General features: G+C 61.1%; 18 protein-coding genes. 10 read left to right on the top strand and 8 right to left on the bottom strand.

The window, feature by feature from the left end:
- Nucleotides 1–59 precede the first annotated feature (59 nt).
- Nucleotides 60–1,217 (top strand): trans-sulfuration enzyme family protein, encoded by a 1,158-nt coding sequence (locus JQN68_RS12140; RefSeq protein ID WP_225072671.1) that lies wholly within the window; start codon nt 60–62, stop codon nt 1,215–1,217.
- A gap of 144 nt (nt 1,218–1,361) precedes the next feature.
- Nucleotides 1,362–2,528: a trans-sulfuration enzyme family protein gene (locus tag JQN68_RS12145; RefSeq protein WP_225072672.1), complete on the top strand. Its 1,167-nt coding sequence runs from the start codon at nt 1,362–1,364 to the stop codon at nt 2,526–2,528.
- A gap of 89 nt (nt 2,529–2,617) precedes the next feature.
- On the opposite strand, the gene JQN68_RS12150 is transcribed toward JQN68_RS12145, so the two are convergent.
- From JQN68_RS12150 to hydE, 5 genes are all read right to left on the bottom strand, one after another.
- On the bottom strand, nt 2,618–3,091 hold the full coding sequence (locus tag JQN68_RS12150) for an RrF2 family transcriptional regulator (protein WP_225072673.1): 474 nt from the start codon (nt 3,089–3,091) through the stop codon (nt 2,618–2,620).
- 46 nt (nt 3,092–3,137) lie between these two features.
- Nucleotides 3,138–4,292, bottom strand: coding sequence for an aminotransferase class V-fold PLP-dependent enzyme (locus JQN68_RS12155; RefSeq protein WP_225072674.1), 1,155 nt, complete (start codon nt 4,290–4,292; stop codon nt 3,138–3,140).
- A gap of 26 nt (nt 4,293–4,318) precedes the next feature.
- Complete coding sequence (locus tag JQN68_RS12160) at nt 4,319–4,582, bottom strand: putative Se/S carrier protein (protein WP_225072675.1); 264 nt, start codon at nt 4,580–4,582, stop codon at nt 4,319–4,321.
- A 28-nt stretch (nt 4,583–4,610) separates the two neighbouring features.
- The gene (nadA, locus tag JQN68_RS12165) at nt 4,611–5,531 is read right to left on the bottom strand and encodes a quinolinate synthase NadA (RefSeq protein WP_225072676.1); all 921 of its coding nucleotides are present in this window, start codon (nt 5,529–5,531) and stop codon (nt 4,611–4,613) included.
- A 173-nt stretch (nt 5,532–5,704) separates the two neighbouring features.
- Entirely contained in the window at nt 5,705–6,748 is a 1,044-nt protein-coding gene (gene hydE, locus JQN68_RS12170; protein WP_249621209.1) for a [FeFe] hydrogenase H-cluster radical SAM maturase HydE, read from the bottom strand.
- A gap of 289 nt (nt 6,749–7,037) precedes the next feature.
- Between hydE and JQN68_RS12175 the strand changes: the two genes are divergently transcribed.
- Complete coding sequence (locus tag JQN68_RS12175; RefSeq protein WP_249621210.1) at nt 7,038–9,464, top strand: multicopper oxidase domain-containing protein; 2,427 nt, start codon at nt 7,038–7,040, stop codon at nt 9,462–9,464.
- A 29-nt stretch (nt 9,465–9,493) separates the two neighbouring features.
- Nucleotides 9,494–9,739 carry an SHOCT domain-containing protein gene (locus tag JQN68_RS12180; RefSeq protein WP_225072679.1) on the top strand — a complete coding sequence of 82 codons (246 nt, stop codon included), beginning with the start codon at nt 9,494–9,496 and terminating at the stop codon, nt 9,737–9,739.
- 216 nt (nt 9,740–9,955) lie between these two features.
- Here JQN68_RS12180 and JQN68_RS12185 read toward each other — a convergent pair whose 3' ends face one another.
- The 3 genes from JQN68_RS12185 to JQN68_RS12195 all read right to left on the bottom strand — a co-directional run bounded on the left by JQN68_RS12185 (nt 9,956) and on the right by JQN68_RS12195 (nt 11,167).
- Nucleotides 9,956–10,510: a hypothetical protein gene (locus JQN68_RS12185; RefSeq protein ID WP_225072680.1), complete on the bottom strand. Its 555-nt coding sequence runs from the start codon at nt 10,508–10,510 to the stop codon at nt 9,956–9,958.
- 150 nt (nt 10,511–10,660) lie between these two features.
- Nucleotides 10,661–10,918 (bottom strand): hypothetical protein, encoded by a 258-nt coding sequence (locus JQN68_RS12190; protein WP_225072681.1) that lies wholly within the window; start codon nt 10,916–10,918, stop codon nt 10,661–10,663.
- Between the two features lie 15 nt (nt 10,919–10,933).
- Nucleotides 10,934–11,167 carry a hypothetical protein gene (locus JQN68_RS12195; protein ID WP_225072682.1) on the bottom strand — a complete coding sequence of 78 codons (234 nt, stop codon included), beginning with the start codon at nt 11,165–11,167 and terminating at the stop codon, nt 10,934–10,936.
- 333 nt (nt 11,168–11,500) lie between these two features.
- On the opposite strand from JQN68_RS12195, the gene JQN68_RS12200 reads away from it, so the two are divergent.
- From JQN68_RS12200 to JQN68_RS12225, 6 genes are all read left to right on the top strand, one after another.
- Nucleotides 11,501–11,830 carry a hypothetical protein gene (locus JQN68_RS12200; protein WP_225072683.1) on the top strand — a complete coding sequence of 110 codons (330 nt, stop codon included), beginning with the start codon at nt 11,501–11,503 and terminating at the stop codon, nt 11,828–11,830.
- A gap of 347 nt (nt 11,831–12,177) precedes the next feature.
- Entirely contained in the window at nt 12,178–12,786 is a 609-nt protein-coding gene (locus JQN68_RS12205) for a methyltransferase family protein (RefSeq protein WP_225072684.1), read from the top strand.
- A 108-nt stretch (nt 12,787–12,894) separates the two neighbouring features.
- The gene (locus tag JQN68_RS12210) at nt 12,895–15,486 is read left to right on the top strand and encodes a heavy metal translocating P-type ATPase (protein WP_502799362.1); all 2,592 of its coding nucleotides are present in this window, start codon (nt 12,895–12,897) and stop codon (nt 15,484–15,486) included.
- Nucleotides 15,487–15,847: 361 nt separating this feature from the next.
- Entirely contained in the window at nt 15,848–16,240 is a 393-nt protein-coding gene (locus tag JQN68_RS12215) for a hypothetical protein (RefSeq protein WP_225072686.1), read from the top strand.
- Nucleotides 16,241–16,495: 255 nt separating this feature from the next.
- Nucleotides 16,496–17,887, top strand: a complete 1,392-nt coding sequence (locus JQN68_RS12220) for a TolC family protein (RefSeq protein WP_249621211.1) — start codon at nt 16,496–16,498, stop codon at nt 17,885–17,887.
- 55 nt (nt 17,888–17,942) lie between these two features.
- On the top strand, nt 17,943–19,261 hold a 1,319-nt coding region (locus tag JQN68_RS12225; RefSeq protein ID WP_249621212.1), incomplete at its 3' end, for an efflux RND transporter periplasmic adaptor subunit.

Raw genomic sequence — 19,261 nt, forward strand, 5'->3', positions numbered from 1 at the left:
TTCTCAGTCCTGGTTGAGGGGGCTTTTTACGTGCCGGCCAGCCGGCAGGGGGACATGAGATGAACGTGCACGAGCAATATCCGAGTCTGGACAGTCGCCTGGTGCAATACGGTGTCGGTCGTGATGCCGCCACCGGTGCAATCAGTTTTCCCATCTATCCCAGTGCCACCTATCGCCATCCGGAGGTGGGGGAGAGCACCGGTTTCGATTATACCCGCTCGGGCAACCCGACCCGTCAGGTATTGGAAGAGGCCCTGGCCGATCTGGAGGGAGGCGCCCGGGGGCTGGTGTTTGCCTCGGGCATGGCGGCCCTGACCACCTTGTTTTTGCATTTTTCCTCCGGCGACCATCTGGTGGTTTCCCAGGATCTGTACGGCGGCACCTACCGGGTTCTTGACCAGGTGTTCGGCAAGCTTGGCGTGACTGCCAGCTATGTGGATACCACCGATGCCGCAGCCGTGGCGACGTCGATTCGGCCTGCGACTCGCGCTCTGTTGGTGGAGACACCCGGCAATCCTCTGTTGGGAGTGGCGGATCTTCGGGCCCTGGGGGACTTGTGCCGGCGGCACGAACTGCTGTTCATCGTCGATAATACCTTCCTCACCCCGGTACTGCAGCGTCCCATGGAGTTCGGCGCCGACGTGGTGGTTTATTCGGCGACCAAATATTTCGGCGGCCACAATGACCTCTGTGCCGGCGCTCTGGTCGCCCGTTCCGCGGAATTGGGCGAACGGCTCTACTTTCTCCAGAACTCCACCGGCGCCATATTGCCGCCTCAGGATTGTTGGCTGCTGTTGCGTTCTCTCAAAACCCTGGCCCTGCGGCTGGAGCGGCATGGCCGCAATGCTTTGGAGGTAGCCCGGTGGTTGCAACACCATCCCAGGGTCTCGGCGGTCTACTATCCCGGGTTGCCGGAACATCCCGGCCATGACCTGGCCCGGAACCAGGCCCACGGCTTTGGCGGCATGTTGTCCTTCCGGGTCGACAGTCCGACCATGGCCCGCCAGGTGCTCAAACGGCTGAACCTGATCAGTTTCGCCGAAAGCCTTGGCGGCGTGGAGTCCCTCATGACCCTGCCGGCGGTGCAGACCCATGCCGATATCCCTGAAGCAGAGCGGCTGCGCCTGGGGATCTGCGAAAGCCTGCTGCGATTATCGGTGGGCATCGAAAATGCCCAAGACATCATCGCCGATCTGGCACAGGCGCTGGCAGGCTGAAGACTGAAGACTGAAGGCAGAAGGCAGAAGGCAGAAGGCTGAAGGCTGAAGGCTGAAGGCTGACCACTGACCACTGACCACTGACCACTGACGACGCGTCGTTGCGGCTGCCTTGCGGCAGCTTTGAACCGCGGAGGTACGATTATGACCGACCATTCCCATGACCATGCCCGCCAACTGCGTACCGCCACCCTGCTGGTGCACCAGGGCCGGGATCGGGATCCCTTTACCGGCGCCGCGGCGGTACCCATCTATACGGCGGCGACTTACCACCAACCGGGGGGGCAGGGGGGCGGTTACGATTATGCCCGCAGCGGCAACCCCAGTCGGGAGCAGGTGGAGGAGGCCATTGCCCTGTTGGAGGGCGGGACGGCCGGTTTCGCCTATGCCTCGGGCATGGCGGCCATCGCCGGGGCCCTGTCCCTGTTACGGAGCGGCGACCACCTGCTGGCCTCCCTGGATCTGTACGGCGGCAGTTATCGCTACCTGAGTACCGTGCTGCCGCGGCAGGGCATCGCCGTCGACTTTGTCGATACCACGGATGTTGCTGTGGTCGCCGCGGCCATCCGCCCCGAAACCCGGGCCATTTACATCGAGACGCCGTCCAATCCCCTGTTCCGCATCACCGATCTGCGCGCCATGGTGGCCTTGGCCCGCAGCCACAACCTTTTGACCTTGCTCGACAACACCTTCATGACGCCGCTGTTGCAGCCCGCCCTGGCCCTGGGCATCGATGTGGCGATTCATTCCGCCACCAAGTTTCTGGGCGGCCATTCGGACCTGCTCGCCGGCCTGACGGTCACCGCCGATGCCGACCTGGCCCGGCGCCTGAAGCACTATCAGAATGCCGCCGGCAATGTGCTGGCGCCCTTCGACGCCTATCTGCTCAGTCGGGGCATCAAAACCCTCAAGGTGCGCCTGGAAGCGGCCCAGAGCAACGCCGGGCAATTGGCCGAGCGTCTGCGGCGGCATTCCGCCGTCCACCGGGTCTACTACCCCGGGCTGGACGATTTTCCCCATCGGGACCGACACCTTGCCCAGGCCGCCGGACCCGGTGCGGTGCTGTCCCTGGAACTGCGCCACATCGCCCAAGTCGGCCGATTGCTAGAGCGGATCCGTCTGCCCATCATCGCTCCGAGCCTGGGAGGCGTGGAAACCATCCTGACTCATTGCTGGTCCATGTCCCATGCGGCTGTTCCCGAGGAGGTCAAGGCCAGCCTGGGGCTGTCGCAAAATCTGCTGCGGTTGTCCGTGGGAATTGAAGATGTGGAAGATCTTTGGGCCGACCTGGAGCAGGCTCTTGAAGGCTGACGGCTGAAGTCTGAAGACTAAAGACTGAAGGCAGGGCATCCCCGGGACGGGGGCCCAGGCGGGACGGCGGCCCGGGAAGCGATTTTCCCTCAGATGTAAAACATGAGGTGCTGGTCCGCTTCGCGCGTTACGCCCATGGCGGCGGCCCGGTCACAGAGGGTCTGCAGGGTCATGGACTGATAATAGGCGCTGAGGAGGTCGGCGGCTTCCTGCCAGACGGTCTGGGTGACGCATCGACCGGACAGGGCGCACAGCTTTTTGCTCCCGCGGGCTGCTTTCGGTGCGGTGCAATCGACCAGCAGGATATCCCCTTCGGCGGCCTCGATGACTTCCCGTACGGTGATCCGGTCCGGTTGCCGGGCCAACAAGTACCCGCCCAGCGGTCCCTTCTTGCTCTCCAGAATGCCGGCTTTCTTGAAGGCCTGGAAAATCTGTTCCAGGTAGCGGGGCGAGATGCCCTGCCGCCGGGAAATATCCTTGACCTGGATGGGCTGGTTGCCGGCGTTGTAGGCCATGTCGAACAGGGCGCGCAGGCCGTAGCGGCTTTTGGTCGATAATCTCATGGCAATCTCCGGGCGTTGAAGGGGAAGAGGGGCTGGCGCAAAGCTGCTAACCCTTTGCCAGAACGTGGAGCGCCTGCAAAAGCGTGTCGATGTCCGCGCTGGTGTTGAAGAGGCCGGGACTGATGCGCACCGTGCCGTCGGGAAAACTGCCGATGGTGCGGTGGGCCTCGGGTGCGCAATGCAAACCGGTGCGCACGCAGATGCCGAAATCGGCATCAAGGCGGTAGCCGATTTCGGCCGGATCGCGACCGGCAAGGTTGATGGAAACCACCCCGGCATGGCATGCAGCTTCCCCGGGACCGTAGATGCGAACCCCGTCAAGGCGTTTCAGGCCGCTCAGCACCTGCTCCAGCAGGGCCGCTTTGTGGCGGCGTACCGCTTGCAGGCCGCGGCTTTGCAGGTACAGCAGGCCCGCCCGCAAGCCCGCCAGACCGGGCAGATTGACCGTGCCGCTCTCCAGGCGTTCCGGCAATTCCTCCGGAGGCAGGGGGGACGTGGAATCGCCGCCGGTCCCGCCAAAATTGAGGGGCCGGGGCTGCAGCCCCTCCCGGACGTAGAGAAAACCGGTGCCGGCCGGGCCCAGCAGGTTTTTGTGCCCCGGCACGGCGAGCAGATCGATGCCCTGGGCTTCGACGTCGATGGGCAGCAGTCCGGCGCTCTGGGCCGCGTCCACCAGCAGCAGGATGCCCTCGGCTCGGCACCAGGGTCCAAGTTCTTCAATGGGCTGGATGGTGCCGGTGACGTTGGCGGCATGGGTAAGGGCCACCATGCGGGTTCGCTTGGTGCCTTGAGTTGCCGCCGCGCGGATGTCATGGGCAGCAACCAGTCCGGAGGCGTCGGCAGGCACCCGCACCACCTCGATGCCCCGCTGCTGCAGGGCATGCAGAGGACGCAGGACGGCATTGTGCTCCATGCTGCTGGTGATCACCCGATCCCCGGGCTGCAACAGGCCGAACAAGGCCAGGTTGAGAGCTTCCGTCGCCCCGGAAGTGAACACCACCCGCGAGGCGTCGGCGATGCCGAAGAAGTCCGCCACGGTTTCGCGAATGTCGAACAGCAGCCGGCCCGCCTGCAGGGCCAGCCGATAGCTGCCGCGGCCCGGACTGGTCCCAAGGTGGTCGATGACCTCGGCCACGGCGCGGCTGACACCCGGGGCCTTGGGAAAGGATGTTGCGGCATTGTCGAGATAGATGTCCGCCATGGTAAATTCCGCTGGTTGGGATAATCTCAAGCCGCTTTTTCCACCGGCTGCAGGCCGGTCGGCGTCTGGCGAAAGGCTTTGCTCGGTTCCATGCCGGCCGCCGCCAAAGTCGCCAGGACCGCCTGGAAAATATTCTCCGCCAGGCGGATGGCCAAGGCGCAGCCTTCCACCAGGCCGGCGGGTGCCGGAATCAGGGTGATGGGCAAGTGCGCCTGCTTGAGAATCTTTTCGGCTTTCATGGCCCGGTGGGGCGAGCCGAAGATGATGATGATGTCGTCACTCTTGAGCATCGGTTCACAGCTCCTGGAAGCCCGGTATTCAGCTCTCCCTTGGCACGGCCAGCATGCGCTCCAAGGCGATGCGGGCCCGCTTCGCGATATCCTGCGGCACGGTCACCCGGGGCGCCATGTTCAACAAACTGTCGCGCAGATCCTCCAGGCCGATGAGCTTCATGTTGGGGCAGATCAGCACGTCGCCGGCCAGGATGAATTCCTTGTCCGGGTTTTCCTTGCGCATCCGGTAGAGAATGCCCATCTCGGTACCGATGATGAACTTGGGACCGGGATGGTTGCGGACATATTCGTACATGCCGCTGGTCGAGCAGATGTGGTCGGCCAGTTCCAGCACGTCCGGCTGGCATTCGGGATGGGCGATGAAGGGCGCGCCGGGATGAGCGGCCATGATCTTTTTGATGGCCTCGGGCCGCAGGTTCTCGTGGGTCGGGCAGAAGCCGGGCCAGAAATGAAAAGTCCGTTCCGGGCAACGTGAGGCGACATAGCGGCCCAGGTTGCGATCCGGGGCGAAGATGATTTCCCCCGGCGGCAGGGAGCGGACCACCTGCACGGCATTGGCGCTGGTGCAGCAGATATCCGTCTCGGCCTTGGTGGCGGCGGTGCTGTTGACGTAGGTGACCACCGTGGCGTCCGGATATTTTTGTTTCATCTCCCGCAGGCCTTCGGCGGTGATCATGTCGGCCATGGGACAGCCGGCGTCCAGGCGCGGCAACAGGACGGTCTTGTCCGGGGCCAGGATCGCGGCGCTCTCCGCCATGAAGTGCACGCCGCAGAAGACAATGACGTCCTTGTCGGTCCGGGCGGCGGCCAGGGACAGGCCCAGGGAATCGCCGGTCAGATCGGCAATTTCCTGGATTTCATCGCGCTGGTAGTTATGAGCCAGAATCAGGGCGTTGCGTTGCGCCGCCAGCGCCCGGATTTCTTCAATTAATTTTTCCTCTTGCATCGGATTGTCCCCCTGCTAGAAAGTTTTTGGCTATAGGAGATTTTCCGATAAATCTACTAAAAATGTCAACAATTTCTTCGAAAACTTGCCTTGTTCGCTTTGCAATCAGGGTCGCATCCGATCGCGGACCCGCAGCACATTGAGCCTGCTGCGGGTCCGGCGGTTTTGGTCCTTCAGGCCAATTGGCGCCGGGGCGCATCGCCGCGTCCCCGGCCGACTTCGCGACCGATGGAGCGGATCCGGCCGTGCATGCAGGCGCGACAGTCGGAAGCCGTCTCGTCGATACAGGCCTTGGATGGATAGATTTCGTAGAGGGCCCGGTATTTTTTCGGGGTCAGGTTGGGCATGACGATGTTCGCCCCGCGGGACAGGCAGAGTTCCCGGCCGGTCGGGGTATTGAGGGTCGCCAGGGCGGTGGTGGCCGGGATGTTGGCCGACGGGCAGACCAGGCGAGCCAGGGCCATGACCTTGTAGGTCAACAGTTCCGTGTTGGGCACCTGTTCCTCGGATGCGATGGTCGAGGCGCCCGGTTGACCCAGCAGGGTGGCGCCATGGGGGATGAAGGGACCGACCCCGATCATATCGAGTTCGAGTGCACGGAACTGTTCGATGTCCGCGGCCAGATCATCCCAGGTCTGGCCGGGAATGCCGATCATGACGCCGCTGCCCGTTTCATAGCCGAGGGCCTTGATGGTGCGCAGCAGGGTGATTCGGTCCGGTGCGCCGCCCGGCAGAGCCGGGTGGATGCGCTGGTAGAGGGTTGGATTGGAGGTCTCGAAACGCAGCAGATAGCGATCCGCGCCCGCCTGGCGCCAGGCGGCCAAATCTTCTTCGCTGCGCTCGCCGAGGCTCAGGGTGACGGCCAGGGGGGTCTCACCCTTGATGCGCCGCACCAGATCGGCCACCCATTGCCGGGTCAGGCCGGGATCTTCCCCAGCTTGGATGACCACCGTGCCGTAGCCGAAACTCAGGCCTTCATGGGCACAGGCCAGGATTTCTTCGACCGGCATCCGGTAGCGGGTGACGGCCGTATTGCCGGCCTGCAGGCCGCAGTAGTGACATTGGCGGATGCAATGGTTGGAGATTTCCAGCAGGCCGCGCAGATGCACGGCATCACCCACCTCCTGCCGGCGTACTCCGTCGGCAGTCTGCCACAGGGTTTCCAGATGACTTTCGTCGGTGGTTTTCAGGTAGTCCAGGATCTGTTCTCTGGTCATGAGCCGTCCCTTCTTAGATGCGTTGCGCAGTTGTTGATAAATCAACTATGTATAAGTGGTAACAAACCAAATCAAAAAAGTCAATAAAAGAATTGGGCATGGCTTTTGTATTTTTAGTAAAAAAATAGGGTATGGAGGTGGTAGCGCGTCGCGCTTGGAGGGCTTTGATAAAATTAATTTTTATTATTTATCGTGGTTTCAAGCATCTTTTCTGCGCTTGGATATAATTTCTCAAGTCATGGGAGGCTGAGCTTTGTTTTCTAATAAACAGCATTAAGAAGGGACCGCCATGATCCGAAAAACCGTATTGTCGATGCTGGTATTCCTTATCGCTGGGTCATCCCCCGGGCTGGCCGCGGTCCGGGAATATCACCTGACCCTCGCCCGGCAACCGATCGTCATCCAGGGCAAACGGGCCGAAGGCATGACCATCAACGACCGGATTCCGGGGCCGACCCTGTACTTCGACCGAGGGGACCTGGCACGCATCCACGTGACCAACGAGATGGATGTCGCCACCTCCATTCACTGGCACGGCATCCTGCTGCCGCCGAACATGGACGGCGTGCCCTTCATCACCCAGGTTCCCATCGAGCCCGGCACCACCTTCACCTACGAGTTTCCCATCCGCCAGACCGGCACCTACTGGTACCATTCCCATTCCGAACTGCAGGAACAGAGCGGTCTGTACGGGGCAATCGTCATCACCGAGGACGAATTCCAGCGCCATGCGGATCGGGATCATGTGGTGCTGCTCTCGGACTGGACCACCGACGACCCCCACGAGGTCCTGCGCACCCTGAAGCGAGGCAGCGAATGGTTCGCCTTGGAAAAGGGCTCGGGCCAGAGCCTGCTCGGCGCGGGCCGCGCCGGAGCCCTCGGGGCGTATCTTTTCCAGGACCTGCAGCGCATGCCGCCGATGGATATCTCGGACGTGGCCTATGACTATTTCCTGGCCAACGGCGAGGTCGAGACCACCATTCCGGCCAAACCGGGCGAGACGGTGCGGTTGCGGATCATCGACGGCTCCTCTTCCACCTATTTTCACCTGGAATACGCCGGCGGCCCCATGACGGTCGTCACCGCCGACGGGCAATCGGTGGAACCCGTCGAACAACAACGCTTTTTGATCGCGGTCGCCGAAACCTACGACGTGCTGGTGACCGTGCCCGGGGAGGGCGCCTTCGAATTCCGGGCGACCGCCCACGACGGCTCCGGCCACGCCTCGGTCTGGATCGGCACCGGCACCAGGCATGCAGCGCCGGATATCCCCCGGCCGAACCTCTACAAGGGCATGCGCCACGGCAGCCTGTCAACGCTCTTTGCCCTGACGCCGGCCGGGGTCATGGGCATGCCGGATTCCCTGGTAAAGCAGGGTCGCTTCGACCGCCCCGGCATGGTGCACATGCCCGACATGGAACACGAGCACGCCGAGCCGGCCGCCGAATCCGTGCCTCACATGCATCACGAGGCCCCCGCTTCTTCCATGCATCACCATCCTCCCATGCAGGAAGCCGGCCGTCGGACCATGGCCGACCAGTCCTCTTCGCCCGCCGCCAAACCGGACGCCCTGTCCGACGGGGAGTCGCCTCACCACCATCCGGTCGTCGACTTGGCGCCGCCGGCACGACGGGGCACTGACGTCCATGCTCCCACCACGCCCCGCTCTGCCCGTCCCTACGGCACCCACTTCGGATTCCTGGCGACGGACGTCTCCTCGCGCGAACATCTGGCCGTCGAAGGCAGTCAGCAGCGCCCGCTGACCCCTTACGCCGCACTGCGCTCGGTCAGACCCACCAGTCTGCCGGCCGACCGGCCGCTTCGGGAAATCCGCCTGACCCTCGATGGCGATATGGAGCGATTTGTCTGGCTGATGGATAATAAACCCCTTTCCGAGGCGGACCGCATCCTGATCAGGGAAGGGGAAAACGTCCGCTTCATCCTGATCAACCGCACCATGATGCACCACCCCATGCACCTGCACGGGCATCTGTTCCGGGTCGTCAACGACCAGGGGGACTACGCCCCGCTCAAGCACACCGTGGACGTGCCCCCTATGGCGACCACCGTCATGGAGTTTTACAGCGATGAGCCCGGCGACTGGTTCTTTCACTGCCACCTGCTCTATCACATGGAGAGCGGTATGGCGAACGTCGTCCACTACGAGGGATTTGAACCACAGGCCGAGGTTCGGGCGGTGCAGTCCCGCCTGTCCCACGACCCCTGGTTCGCCTGGGCCCGGGCGGATCTGCTCAGCAACATGACCGGGGGGGAGATTTCCCTGAGCAAAACCCGGATCCTGCTGGCGGGAACCTGGGAAGTGGGCTGGCAGCAGGTCGACAAAACCGAATGGGAAGGGATCGTCACAGCAGGGTGGTATGTGAACCGCTTCACCTCATTTTTCGCTGGGCTAAACGTCTTGGGCGAAGGCTGGGATACGGAGGAGTTGCGCGGTATATTCGGATTGAAATATCTGCTGCCCCTGAACCTGGAATCGACCCTGTGGGTGGACACCGAAGCCGGTGGCCGCTTCGCGCTGGGCAAAGAATGGGCACTCACCCCCCGGCTTGGACTGCACGGTGAAGTGGAGTACGACACTCACGACCAGTGGGAAGGTTCCGTCGGCCTGCACTATCTGCTTACCAGACGGGCGGCCCTGATCGGTAAATGGCATTCGGAATACGGCTTCGGCGGGGGGCTGTCGCTCATTTTCTGACCGGGCTGTTCCTTTCGAAAGGACGAAAAATGTACGGCAACGGCATGATGAACGGATGGGGCATGATGAACCCGATGATGTGGATTTTCATGATTCTGTTCTGGGGAATTTTCATTATAGGACTGGTCTTTCTCGTTCGTTGGCTGGTCGGCCTGGGCAAGTCCGACGGCGGAAGGGAGACCTCGCAGAAACCTCTCGACATTCTTAAGGCCCGCTACGCCAGGGGAGAAATCAGCAAGGAACAGTTCGCGCAGATGAAGAAGGATCTGGAGTGAAAGCGATCGGCGCAAAACGTTGAGCCCCAGGGATTCTGCCGAGCCGGAAAGAATCTTCTCGGTCACTGCACTTTTCTGGGCCGTTGGCGATACCATGGGCCCTGTGCCCGCTTTCGGTTGCCCCATTCTTCAAAAAACGGCCGCCTGATTCGGCGGCCCATGGATGGAGTAGTTTGTGAATAGCCGGTACTGCCAGCCAGCGGCCCCGGAATGAGGTTATTTTACTCTGTAATGGGCATCAAAGGTGCGTTCGATGCCGTCTGCCAGTCGCGTAACGGTTTCAAAGTGCCAGATACCCGGGCTGTCTATAATCACATCGGTGCCGAAATGCCCGCTCATGCCTCCCATCTTGCCGGGAGGGGTTCCCTGCTCTCCCTCGGGAAGGTCGAGCTCGATCGGTACGACATACTGAGTGATGCGGGGCGGCTTGCCCTCATGAGCCGCCTTGTCCCCCGGCGCGATGACTTTCACCCGCACCTCGCCACTGGTGATGGTTTTTCGCGAAGCCGTGTCCGTCAGCTTTACCATCAGGTGGTGGGTCGCGCCGGATTCGCTCCCGGGCTCGAGGGGTAGTAGATGAAACATGGCCCTGACGCCCATTTCCACAGCCTGCCCGATCATGATCTGACCCCTGCCCATCTCGGGCATGGGCCCCTCCAGTGTTTTTCCCGCAGAGCCGTGTTCCATGGCGCTACCGGGGCTGGAAATCAGCAACCCGCCCAACAGCAGGGCCAGGGCCCAGCCGAAGCTTCCCATGTTCACGTGTGTCATGACTGCCTCCTCTGGTTGTGTTCGTTGCGGCCCATATGACCGCCTTGGTAGTTGGAGTCACCCAAGCGTATATCGTGGCTATCTTTCAAGTCTAACAGGCTTCTGTCAAAAATTTCGGGGGACCATCTCTCGACGGTCCCCCTTTGTTTATCACTTTTGGCTATGGATATGTTCGTTGGTGTCGGCACGCTCGTCCTGCCGATCGGTTGCATCTCCTTGGTGTGCAGCAGGCCGAGCGGCCATGTCCTGCTTCATGTGCGAGCATTTTTTAGCCGTTTCGCCCGCAGACCGAACTGTCTCGGTGTTGGACGTCACCTGCTTCCCGTGCCCTTTCGTCGCCTCGGCCAGAGCCGGGGTGGTGAACAGGGCCATAGCCAGAATGGGGACCAGTACTTTTTGGAATTTCATGGTTGCCTCCTATGCTTAGCGGCGAATGCCGGATTTGTGGTCGCGAGCGCTTGCAACCCTTTTCCTTGCCTCATCTTGCTTCTCGTCCTGCGCAAGACGGGCGGTACCTTCTTTGCTTCTGATGGTTTCTTGCGAGGCCTGCTTGCGCAGGGTGTAGCCACTTTTGCCGACAGCGGCCTGGGCAGAGGCCGCGAACAGGGATACACTCAGAATAAGGGCTAATGCCCCGGTCAGTTTGACGTTAAACATGGATACCTCCAATTTGGGTTGCCTGGTACTTGCCATGACTCGGCTGCAAAACTTGCGCACGGCCTCCGGCCTGAAACAGGCAAGCCTGTCACTGTTGATTTTTAGAACGCTGGTTTTCGGAAAGTATTCAGAAAGTTAGGTTTCGCACCGGTAAGCTGCTGGGCCCGAAGAAGGCCTTGATGCCCCGGCATGAAGCCTATGGGCGGCCAGGCGTAGACCCGGCCGGGAGGAATCTCAATTCAGGAGGGAGCAGTGACGGATAAAGAGGGGCGGGTCCCCTCCGGAGGAATGAAGGAGCACGCCACCAGGCGGGGTCGCGTCCGTGGGATCCGAATGATGGACTACGGCCAAGAACAGAGGTGGAGTCTCCGCAGGCTGCGGAGATTCTATCCGTACTTCCTGCACCTGGGCGACAGCAGGCGGACTTTGGGGAGCCGCCCTGAATTCGCAATCGACGGACCCGGACTCGGCGGTTTCGCCATGGGCCGGATGATGGCTCTTTTCCAGGTGGACGCAGATCTGCCCAACTTCCGTCATCAGGCAGCTATGCCGCACCAGACCGAACGCACCCGCAGGGATGAGCAGGGTCAATGCCAGGAAAAATGTAATCAAACGCTTGTGCATTTTTACACCATCAATGGAATGATCATGCCAGGGGTCTGATGATTCGTTCACGGACCTACGTTGTCTGTCTAAAAACCCTACGCTGTTAATGTTTTTTTGTCAACAACAATTACTACTTTTTTGGTTTTTTTTATTCCGTAAACTACGATTGATTATGGTGTTTGTAGAAAACCAATTTCCCATTGGCTAATTACCAGAAGTATGCGGTCAGTCTGGAGGAAGGGGCGAGCACATTTCAGGCGCAGAGGTTGGTATCAATTAATTTAACAATGACACCGTCCGATGCGAACTATTAAAAGGAGGATATGATATTTAAAACTGTGACGGCCAAGCTGTTCAACGGCCGGTTGCGAGAGGTGTTCGACCGTTTGGAAGGAGGATGACACATGCATGTCGGAACATGGGGATTGGCCACCATTGTCGCAGTGGTGGTCTCATGGCTGATGTATCGCTACCTGGCGCCGCAGAGCTGGAAAGAATGGTCGCGTGCCGGTGTGCTCCAGGCCTTTATTATTGCATTCTATGCGGAGATGTACGGATTTCCTCTGACCATCTATTTTTTGGCCAGGTTTTTCGGCCTCGACCTCAAATGGGGTGAGGGAGGCAACCTCTGGGCACAGATTTTCGGCACGCAGGCAGCTCATGCCGTCGCCATGTTGGCAGGGTACACAATCGTCTTTGCCGGGGCAACGCTAGTGGCGGATGGATGGCGCAGAATCCATCGTGCCCGAAAGGAAGACAGATTGGTGACCGAGGGGATCTATTCCCGCATGCGTCACCCGCAATATACCGGACTGTTTCTTATTGTTTTCGGCGAAGGGATTGTGCACTGGCCCACCATTGTCTCGGTAGCGGCGTTCCCGGTCATTGTGATCGCTTATACTTTACTTGCACGAAAAGAAGAGCGTCAGATGGTCGAAAAGTTCGGTGACGAGTACCGCGAGTACCAGAGGAGTGTGCCCATGTTTATTCCGAGGAGGGACCGCTCACAGTAAGAGGAGGTATAAATGGATGCTCAAACATTGACAATTATCAGCGGGGTTGTCCTGCTGCTCGTGTTCGCAGTGGTTGGATGGTTCCTGCGGCGCCGCAGTTTTCAAAGAATGGATGCAGAAGACCGGCCCCGGCATCCCACTTCAGAGAAAAGTTCTGAGCAAGATTCCGGGAAGACTGACAGTCCGGACCGGAACGAAGAAGGGACCACCCCTTTGCGCCTGCGCCTCACCGTGCCCGGGATGGGCAGTGATCACTGCGCCGGGCTGGTCTCCCAGTCTGTCCGGCGGCTTTCGGGAATCCGCAACCTGAAAACCGACATTGCCAATACCATCCTGATCGTGGAGCTGGAACCTGGAGCCGGCATTGATGGCCTGGCAGTAAAAGATGCGGTGGAAAAGGCCGGTTACGAGGTGGCCGGGATGGAATCGGAAGGCCCGATCGAACCTCACGGCAAGCAGCTGCGGCTCACCGTGCCGGGAATGGGCAGCAATCACTGCGCCGGCCTGGTCGCCACCTCGGTTCGGCGGCTGCCCGGAATCCGGGAGCTGAAAACCGATATCTCTTCCAACTGGCTGACCGTGGAGCTGGAGTCTGGCACCGCAGTAACCGATCGGGCCGTGAGGGAGGCGGTGGAAAAGGCCGGTTACGAGGTCACCCGGGTAGAGGACCTGACCGTGCAGGCTGTAGCCGGTGAACCGGAAGCCATTGAAGAGGCCCATCTGCGGCAGGCCTTGCGCCGTCTCTGGATCGCCGCCATCCCCACCACCTTCATCATGGTGCTGATGGCGGTGCACATGTTCTGGCAGCCGATTCCGGGCTATCTCGCCATCGTCGTGCTGCTCGCCTTTCCGGTGATCTTCACGGCCGGCGGACGGGCCACCCATCGCTCGGCCTGGCGCTCGCTGATGAACCGCACCGCCAACATGGACGTGCTGATCAGCATGGGCAGCGGGCCCCCTTTCGTCATCGGGCTGGTGGGCTTTGTCTATCCCATGACCTCCTTCGTGGAGATGGGGTCCACCATCATGACCTTTCATCTGCTAGGCCGCTATCTGGAAACCCGGGCCAGAGGCCGGGCCTCCGAGGCCATCCGCAAGCTGGTCACACTGGGCGCCAAAACCGCCAGCGTGCTTCGAGCAGGCCAGGAAGTGGAGATTCCTGTACATGAGCTGCAACCTGGCGACCTGATGGTCGTGCGGCCCGGAGCCAAGATCCCCACGGACGGCGAGATTGTCGAAGGGGTCAGCCACATCGACGAAGCCATTGCCACCGGCGAATCGGTGCCGGTGGAGAAGGGCCCCGGGGCCCAGGTGCTGGGCGCCACCATCAACAAGGAAGGGCTGCTCCGGGTGCGGGCTACCCGAGTGGGCAAGGACACCTTCCTCGCCCAAGTGATCCGGCTGGTGCAGGAGGCCCAAGGCTCCAAGGTGCCCATCCAGGAGTTCGCCGACCGCGTCACCAGTTACTTTGTACCGGTGGTCATCGTGCTTGCTCTGGCAAGCTTCACCATCTGGTTGCTGTTCGCCGAGACATTGCGACCCATCCTCTTTTGGGGCGCCGGTTTTCTGCCCTGGGTCAATCCTGAGCTGTCACCCCTGATGATCGCCATGCTCGCCGCCATCGCGGTTTTGGTTATTTCCTGCCCGTGCGCCCTGGGGCTGGCCACGCCCACCGCCATCATGGTGGGTTCCGGCATGGGGGCGGAGCGCGGGGTACTCATCCGTTCCGGAGAGGCCATTCAGATGCTCAAGGACATCAAGGTAATCGTCCTTGACAAGACCGGCACCATCACCAGAGGCGAACCGACTCTGGCCGACGTGCTGCCGGCGGCAGGTTTTGACGAGGACACCCTGCTGCAAGCCGCGGCCGGGGTGGAAGCCGGGTCGGAACATCCCCTGGGGCAGGCTATTGTGGAAGGGACCCGGGATCGCGGCCTGGAGGTACCCAAGGTCGAGGAATTCAAGTCCATTACCGCCGCCGGCGTGCAGGGGTTCATCGGCGGCCGGTTCGTCCGGGTGGGCGGTCGCAGGCTGCTGGCGGAAGCGGGCATTGATACGCAAGCATTGGAAAATTCCCTGGCCCGTCTGGAAAGCGAGGGGAAAACCGCCATGCTGGTGGCTATCGAAGACAGGGCGGCAGGGGTGATCGCCGTCTCCGACACCTTGAAAGAAGATTCAATAGCGGCAGTGGCCGCGCTCAAGGACATGGGCATCTGGCAGGTAATGATCACCGGGGATAATGAGCGCACGGCGCGCAGCGTTGCAGCCCAGGTCGGTATCGAGGAAGTGCTGGCCGGGGTCCTGCCGGAAGGCAAGGTTGATGCCGTGCGTCGACTGCAGGAAAAGCACGGTCAGACAGTGGCCATGGTGGGTGACGGAATCAACGATGCGCCGGCCCTTAAACAGGCCAACGTGGGGATCGCCATCGGCGCCGGCGCGGATGTGGCCATCGAAGCGGCCGATGTCACTTTGGTCCGGGGCGAGCTCATTAAAGTGGTGGAAGCGGTTGAACTCTCACGGGCCACCTACGGCAAAATCGTTCAGAACCTGTTCTGGGCCTCGTTCTATAACGCGGCCGCCATACCCATTGCGGCCCTGGGTTTGCTTCACCCCATGATCGGCGTGATTGCCATGACCACCAGCTCACTCTCGGTGATCGGCAACTCGCTGCTGCTCAAACGAACCCGGCTTGGGCTGTAGAAAGGTGCGTTGCTGGGACTAATGCACGAAAAGGCCCAGTCAAGGTGCTGAGGCGTCACGCAACCCGTGATCAATTTTCAACTGAGGCTGAGGCCCTTCGGGCGTCCGGCCTCAACTAGTGCATAACCAGATTTTCCCATTGACGAAACTTCAAAAACTTAACCAGGCGATACTGAGTACAATATAATAAAAATATAAAATTGATAATTCTTCTTTGATATTTTGACCTATCGTCCGGATTTTTATTGACAAAATTTATACTATATGGCTTCCTTGATGGGGCCGGCTGCTAAGGTGGGTGGAAGCGGCACTGGGTTTGATTTTTCTTCTTATGACACAATAGAAAATTTCCAGGGTTTGTATGCTGGCACGCCTATTTCTTCTGCTCCTGCTGTTGAACCTGGCCGTTCCCTCCGGGGTTCTGGCCAAGGTACCCCATCATTGCAGCATGCCAGAGGCGAAACAGCTGACCTGTCCCTGTGGTGAGGCGCCGGAAGTCCATTCCGAGGCCGAATCCCAGGACGAAAACCGTGCTTGCTGCGAAGTCGGCGTTCCCCGCCGGGAGCCTCCGGCGCATCTCCCCATATCATCCGCCCCGCAGCCTCCCATACCTATCGTTGCCGATATTCCTTTGGTACCGTTGCCGGCCTTATCCATGGCCGCTCGGTCCGTCCACCGTTTTTCCCGAAAGCATGCCCAACGGCCAGGCCGGGGCGCACCCGTCTTTCTGTTCTGCTGTTCCTTCCTGATCTGATTGCCTAGGCAGGTTTTTGCATTTCCAATCTTTTTTTGTAGACTCTTTAGTACGCCACTGGAGTATTCGGGCTCCATGCCTGAGCGCGAACCTCCGTTTTTATTCGTCTGCCAAGCCCGCCTGCCGGACTTAGCTGTGGAACTTTCTGAACGGGGCCGCTCCGTATCTGCTTGCAAAGGCTTTCGCGGATTCCGTTGCGCCGCAAGCGCCGCCGGCGGAAAGAGGCATTGGCAATCAATCCAGATGGGGAAAGCCATGATTGAACAACTTTCCGATGAACTGCCGACGCGACCAAGGCTGACAGCGCTTCACAAGGTCTTGCCGTTGCTCCTGGTCGGCGCCTTGCTGGCCGGAGGCTGTGCCTTCAACCGACGGCAGATCGGCGCCGAGGAAGAGCGGTTGGCTGCGGCCGCGGGTTCCTGGCTGGTGCCCTACGAGCAGCGCGAGCTGCCGGTATTGACCGAGCAGCCTGATTGGCAGGAGGTGCTGCAAAGAGCCTTTGCCGCCAATGGCGAACTGGAAGCGGCCTATCACCGCTGGGCCGCCGCCGTGGCACGACTGCGCGGCAGGTCCTCCTATCCCGACGGAAACCTGGCCCTGGGATACGATTACATGTTTTCCCGCGAACGCATGAAGACCTGGGATCGCACCACGCTCAGCGTTGGCTTCGATCCGGGAATGATGCTGCAGTGGCCCGGCAAGGTGGCTCAACAGAGCCGCATCGCCCTGGAAGAACTCCATGCCCGGCGGCTGCGTTTTGAGGCGGCCAAATTCGGCCTGCAGGAAAGGGTATTGTCGGCTTACCTGGATTACGCCCTGCAAGGGGAGCGGTTGCGGCTCCAGGGGGAACAGGTCCGGCTTCTGGATGCCTTGGTTGCCACCGCTGAACAGCAGGTGCGCACCGGCGGGCCCCAGACGTCTCTGCTGCAGGCTCGGATCGAACTGGAAATGGCCAATAACGATCTGGCCGCCATGACCGCCGAATTACCGGCCATGAAGGCCATGCTGGCAAGCCTGCTGGCTCTGTCACCGACAACGGAACTGCTGCCGCCCGCCCGGCTGCCGGAACTCCGCCCGTTGCCACCCGAGGACGGACCGCTGCTGGCCATGGCCGTGGAGCGCAATCCCGAATTGCAGGCTCTGGGCCATGAGGCGGCGGCGCAATCCGGTGCCGTGAAGCTGGCCGGGATGGCCTATTTCCCCGATATCGCACCCCAGTTTTCCATCACCGGGTCCATTTCCCGGGCTGTGGGAGCCATGTTTTCTTTGCCGGGCAACCTGACGCGGGTGCGTTCCTCCATCGAGGAGGCCCGGGCCATGCTGCGCGAGGCCGAGGCGGAGTATCGGCAGGCGCGGCTGGAGCGGGCCGCGCAGTTTGTGGCTGCTTTGCGATTGGTGCGGGATCTGGAGCGCCAGCGGGACCTGCTGCAGGACCTTGTCCTGCCGCAACTTGAGCAGCAACAGGCCATTCTGGCCAGGAGTCTGGCCACCGGCGGCAGCACCTATGGGGAACTGATCGAGATCCAACGTTCCCAGCTTGCCATGCGGTTGCTGATTGCCGAGGCTCAGGTGGCGCGGGAGCGGAAGCTGCTGCAATTGGAAACCCTGGCCGGGGTGGACAGCGAAACCCTTCTGGGGCGGGATTGAGTCGGCGCTTTTTGGACAACCGGCTTTGCCGGCTATTTTTACAAAGGACAGGACTATGAAAATAGAGTGGGAAAAATACCTGCATTGGAGAACTTGGTTGCGCTGGCAATGGGTGCTGGTAGTGCTACTGTTGGTTGCCGCGGGACTGCTCTGGGGCCGCCGCGGCAGGCATGAACATCCAACGGCGGCCACCTCGGTCGCCAAGGAGCAGGCAGCCAAGCCGGCGTATTACACCTGCTCCATGCATCCCCAGGTACGTTCGACCAATCCCGATGACAAATGCCCCATCTGCGGCATGGACCTGATCCCGGTGCCTCAGGATGAACATGCCGGCCATGACGCAGAGGACGGGGATGGTGCGGACCTGCCGCGCCTGCGCCTGAGCCCGCGTTCCATGGCCCTGATGCAGATTCGGACCTATCCGGCGGAACGTCGCATCACGACTGCGGAGATCGCGGTGTTTGGGCGTATCGAAGCCGACGAAACCCGACTGCGGACCATTACCGCCCGGGTGCCGGGCCGTGTGGAACGGCTCTATGTCAACTTCACCGGCATGCAGGTTCGCCAGGGACAGCCCATGGTCGAACTTTACAGCCCGGAACTGGTCACCGGCCAGGAGGAACTGTTGCAGACCCTCAAACGCGTGGCCGCCGAACCGCCGGAATCAGCGTCGGGACTTCAGGCCATGCTGCGAGCCGGCCGGGACAAGCTGCGGCTGTGGGGATTGAGCTCGTCCGAGATTGCCCTGATCGAGGCGCGCGGCGAAATTCGTGAGCGTTTGGTGATCGCGGCGCCGTTGGGCGGAACGGTCCTGGAGCGACAGGTCGCCGACGGCATGTATGTCGAAACCGGACAGCCGCTCTTTACCCTGGCCGATCTGTCGCGGGTCTGGGTCATGTTGGATGTGTACGAGTCCGACTTGCCCTGGCTGGCTACCGGGCAGAGCGTGGTGTTCGGCAGTGAAGCCCATCCGGGGGAACGTTTCCGGGGCAAGGTCGTTTTTGTCGATCCGGTGCTCAGCGATGGTTCCCGCAGCGTGCGGGTGCGGGTGGAATTGCCCAATCCGGAGGCTCGGTTCAAGCCGGGCATGCTGGTGCGCGGCACCATTCGGCCTGACGCGGCCAAGGTTTTGAAGGCGGCGACGAAGTCGGATGCCCAGCCCCTGATGATTCCCGCTTCGGCACCGTTGCTGACCGGCCGGCGGGCACTGGTTTATGTCCAGGTGCCGGGAACCGAACAGCCCACCTTCGAGCCGCGTCAGGTGGAACTCGGGCCTCGGGTCGGTGATTGGTACCTCGTTCGAGAAGGGCTCGCCGAAGGCGAACTGGTGGTGGTCCATGGCGCTTTCAAGATCGACAGCGAACTGCAGATCCG

Origin of the sequence: Desulfuromonas sp. CSMB_57, assembly GCF_020194955.2 — a bacterium.
Classification (GTDB): domain Bacteria; phylum Desulfobacterota; class Desulfuromonadia; order Desulfuromonadales; family Syntrophotaleaceae; genus JAFCIY02.

Excerpts from the sequence above, each read along its gene's own strand:
- JQN68_RS12140 (WP_225072671.1), top strand. The coding sequence starts at position 60 with ATGAACGTGCACGAGCAATATCCGAGTCTGGACAGTCGCCTGGTGCAA.
- JQN68_RS12145 (WP_225072672.1), top strand. The coding sequence starts at position 1,362 with ATGACCGACCATTCCCATGACCATGCCCGCCAACTGCGTACCGCCACC.
- JQN68_RS12150 (WP_225072673.1), bottom strand. The coding sequence starts at position 3,091 with ATGAGATTATCGACCAAAAGCCGCTACGGCCTGCGCGCCCTGTTCGAC.
- JQN68_RS12155 (WP_225072674.1), bottom strand. The coding sequence starts at position 4,292 with ATGGCGGACATCTATCTCGACAATGCCGCAACATCCTTTCCCAAGGCC.
- JQN68_RS12160 (WP_225072675.1), bottom strand. The coding sequence starts at position 4,582 with ATGCTCAAGAGTGACGACATCATCATCATCTTCGGCTCGCCCCACCGG.
- nadA (WP_225072676.1), bottom strand. The coding sequence starts at position 5,531 with ATGCAAGAGGAAAAATTAATTGAAGAAATCCGGGCGCTGGCGGCGCAA.
- hydE (WP_249621209.1), bottom strand. The coding sequence starts at position 6,748 with ATGACCAGAGAACAGATCCTGGACTACCTGAAAACCACCGACGAAAGT.
- JQN68_RS12175 (WP_249621210.1), top strand. The coding sequence starts at position 7,038 with ATGATCCGAAAAACCGTATTGTCGATGCTGGTATTCCTTATCGCTGGG.
- JQN68_RS12180 (WP_225072679.1), top strand. The coding sequence starts at position 9,494 with ATGTACGGCAACGGCATGATGAACGGATGGGGCATGATGAACCCGATG.
- JQN68_RS12185 (WP_225072680.1), bottom strand. The coding sequence starts at position 10,510 with ATGACACACGTGAACATGGGAAGCTTCGGCTGGGCCCTGGCCCTGCTG.
- JQN68_RS12190 (WP_225072681.1), bottom strand. The coding sequence starts at position 10,918 with ATGAAATTCCAAAAAGTACTGGTCCCCATTCTGGCTATGGCCCTGTTC.
- JQN68_RS12195 (WP_225072682.1), bottom strand. The coding sequence starts at position 11,167 with ATGTTTAACGTCAAACTGACCGGGGCATTAGCCCTTATTCTGAGTGTA.
- JQN68_RS12200 (WP_225072683.1), top strand. The coding sequence starts at position 11,501 with ATGATGGACTACGGCCAAGAACAGAGGTGGAGTCTCCGCAGGCTGCGG.
- JQN68_RS12205 (WP_225072684.1), top strand. The coding sequence starts at position 12,178 with ATGCATGTCGGAACATGGGGATTGGCCACCATTGTCGCAGTGGTGGTC.
- JQN68_RS12210 (WP_502799362.1), top strand. The coding sequence starts at position 12,895 with ATGGATGCAGAAGACCGGCCCCGGCATCCCACTTCAGAGAAAAGTTCT.
- JQN68_RS12215 (WP_225072686.1), top strand. The coding sequence starts at position 15,848 with ATGCTGGCACGCCTATTTCTTCTGCTCCTGCTGTTGAACCTGGCCGTT.
- JQN68_RS12220 (WP_249621211.1), top strand. The coding sequence starts at position 16,496 with ATGATTGAACAACTTTCCGATGAACTGCCGACGCGACCAAGGCTGACA.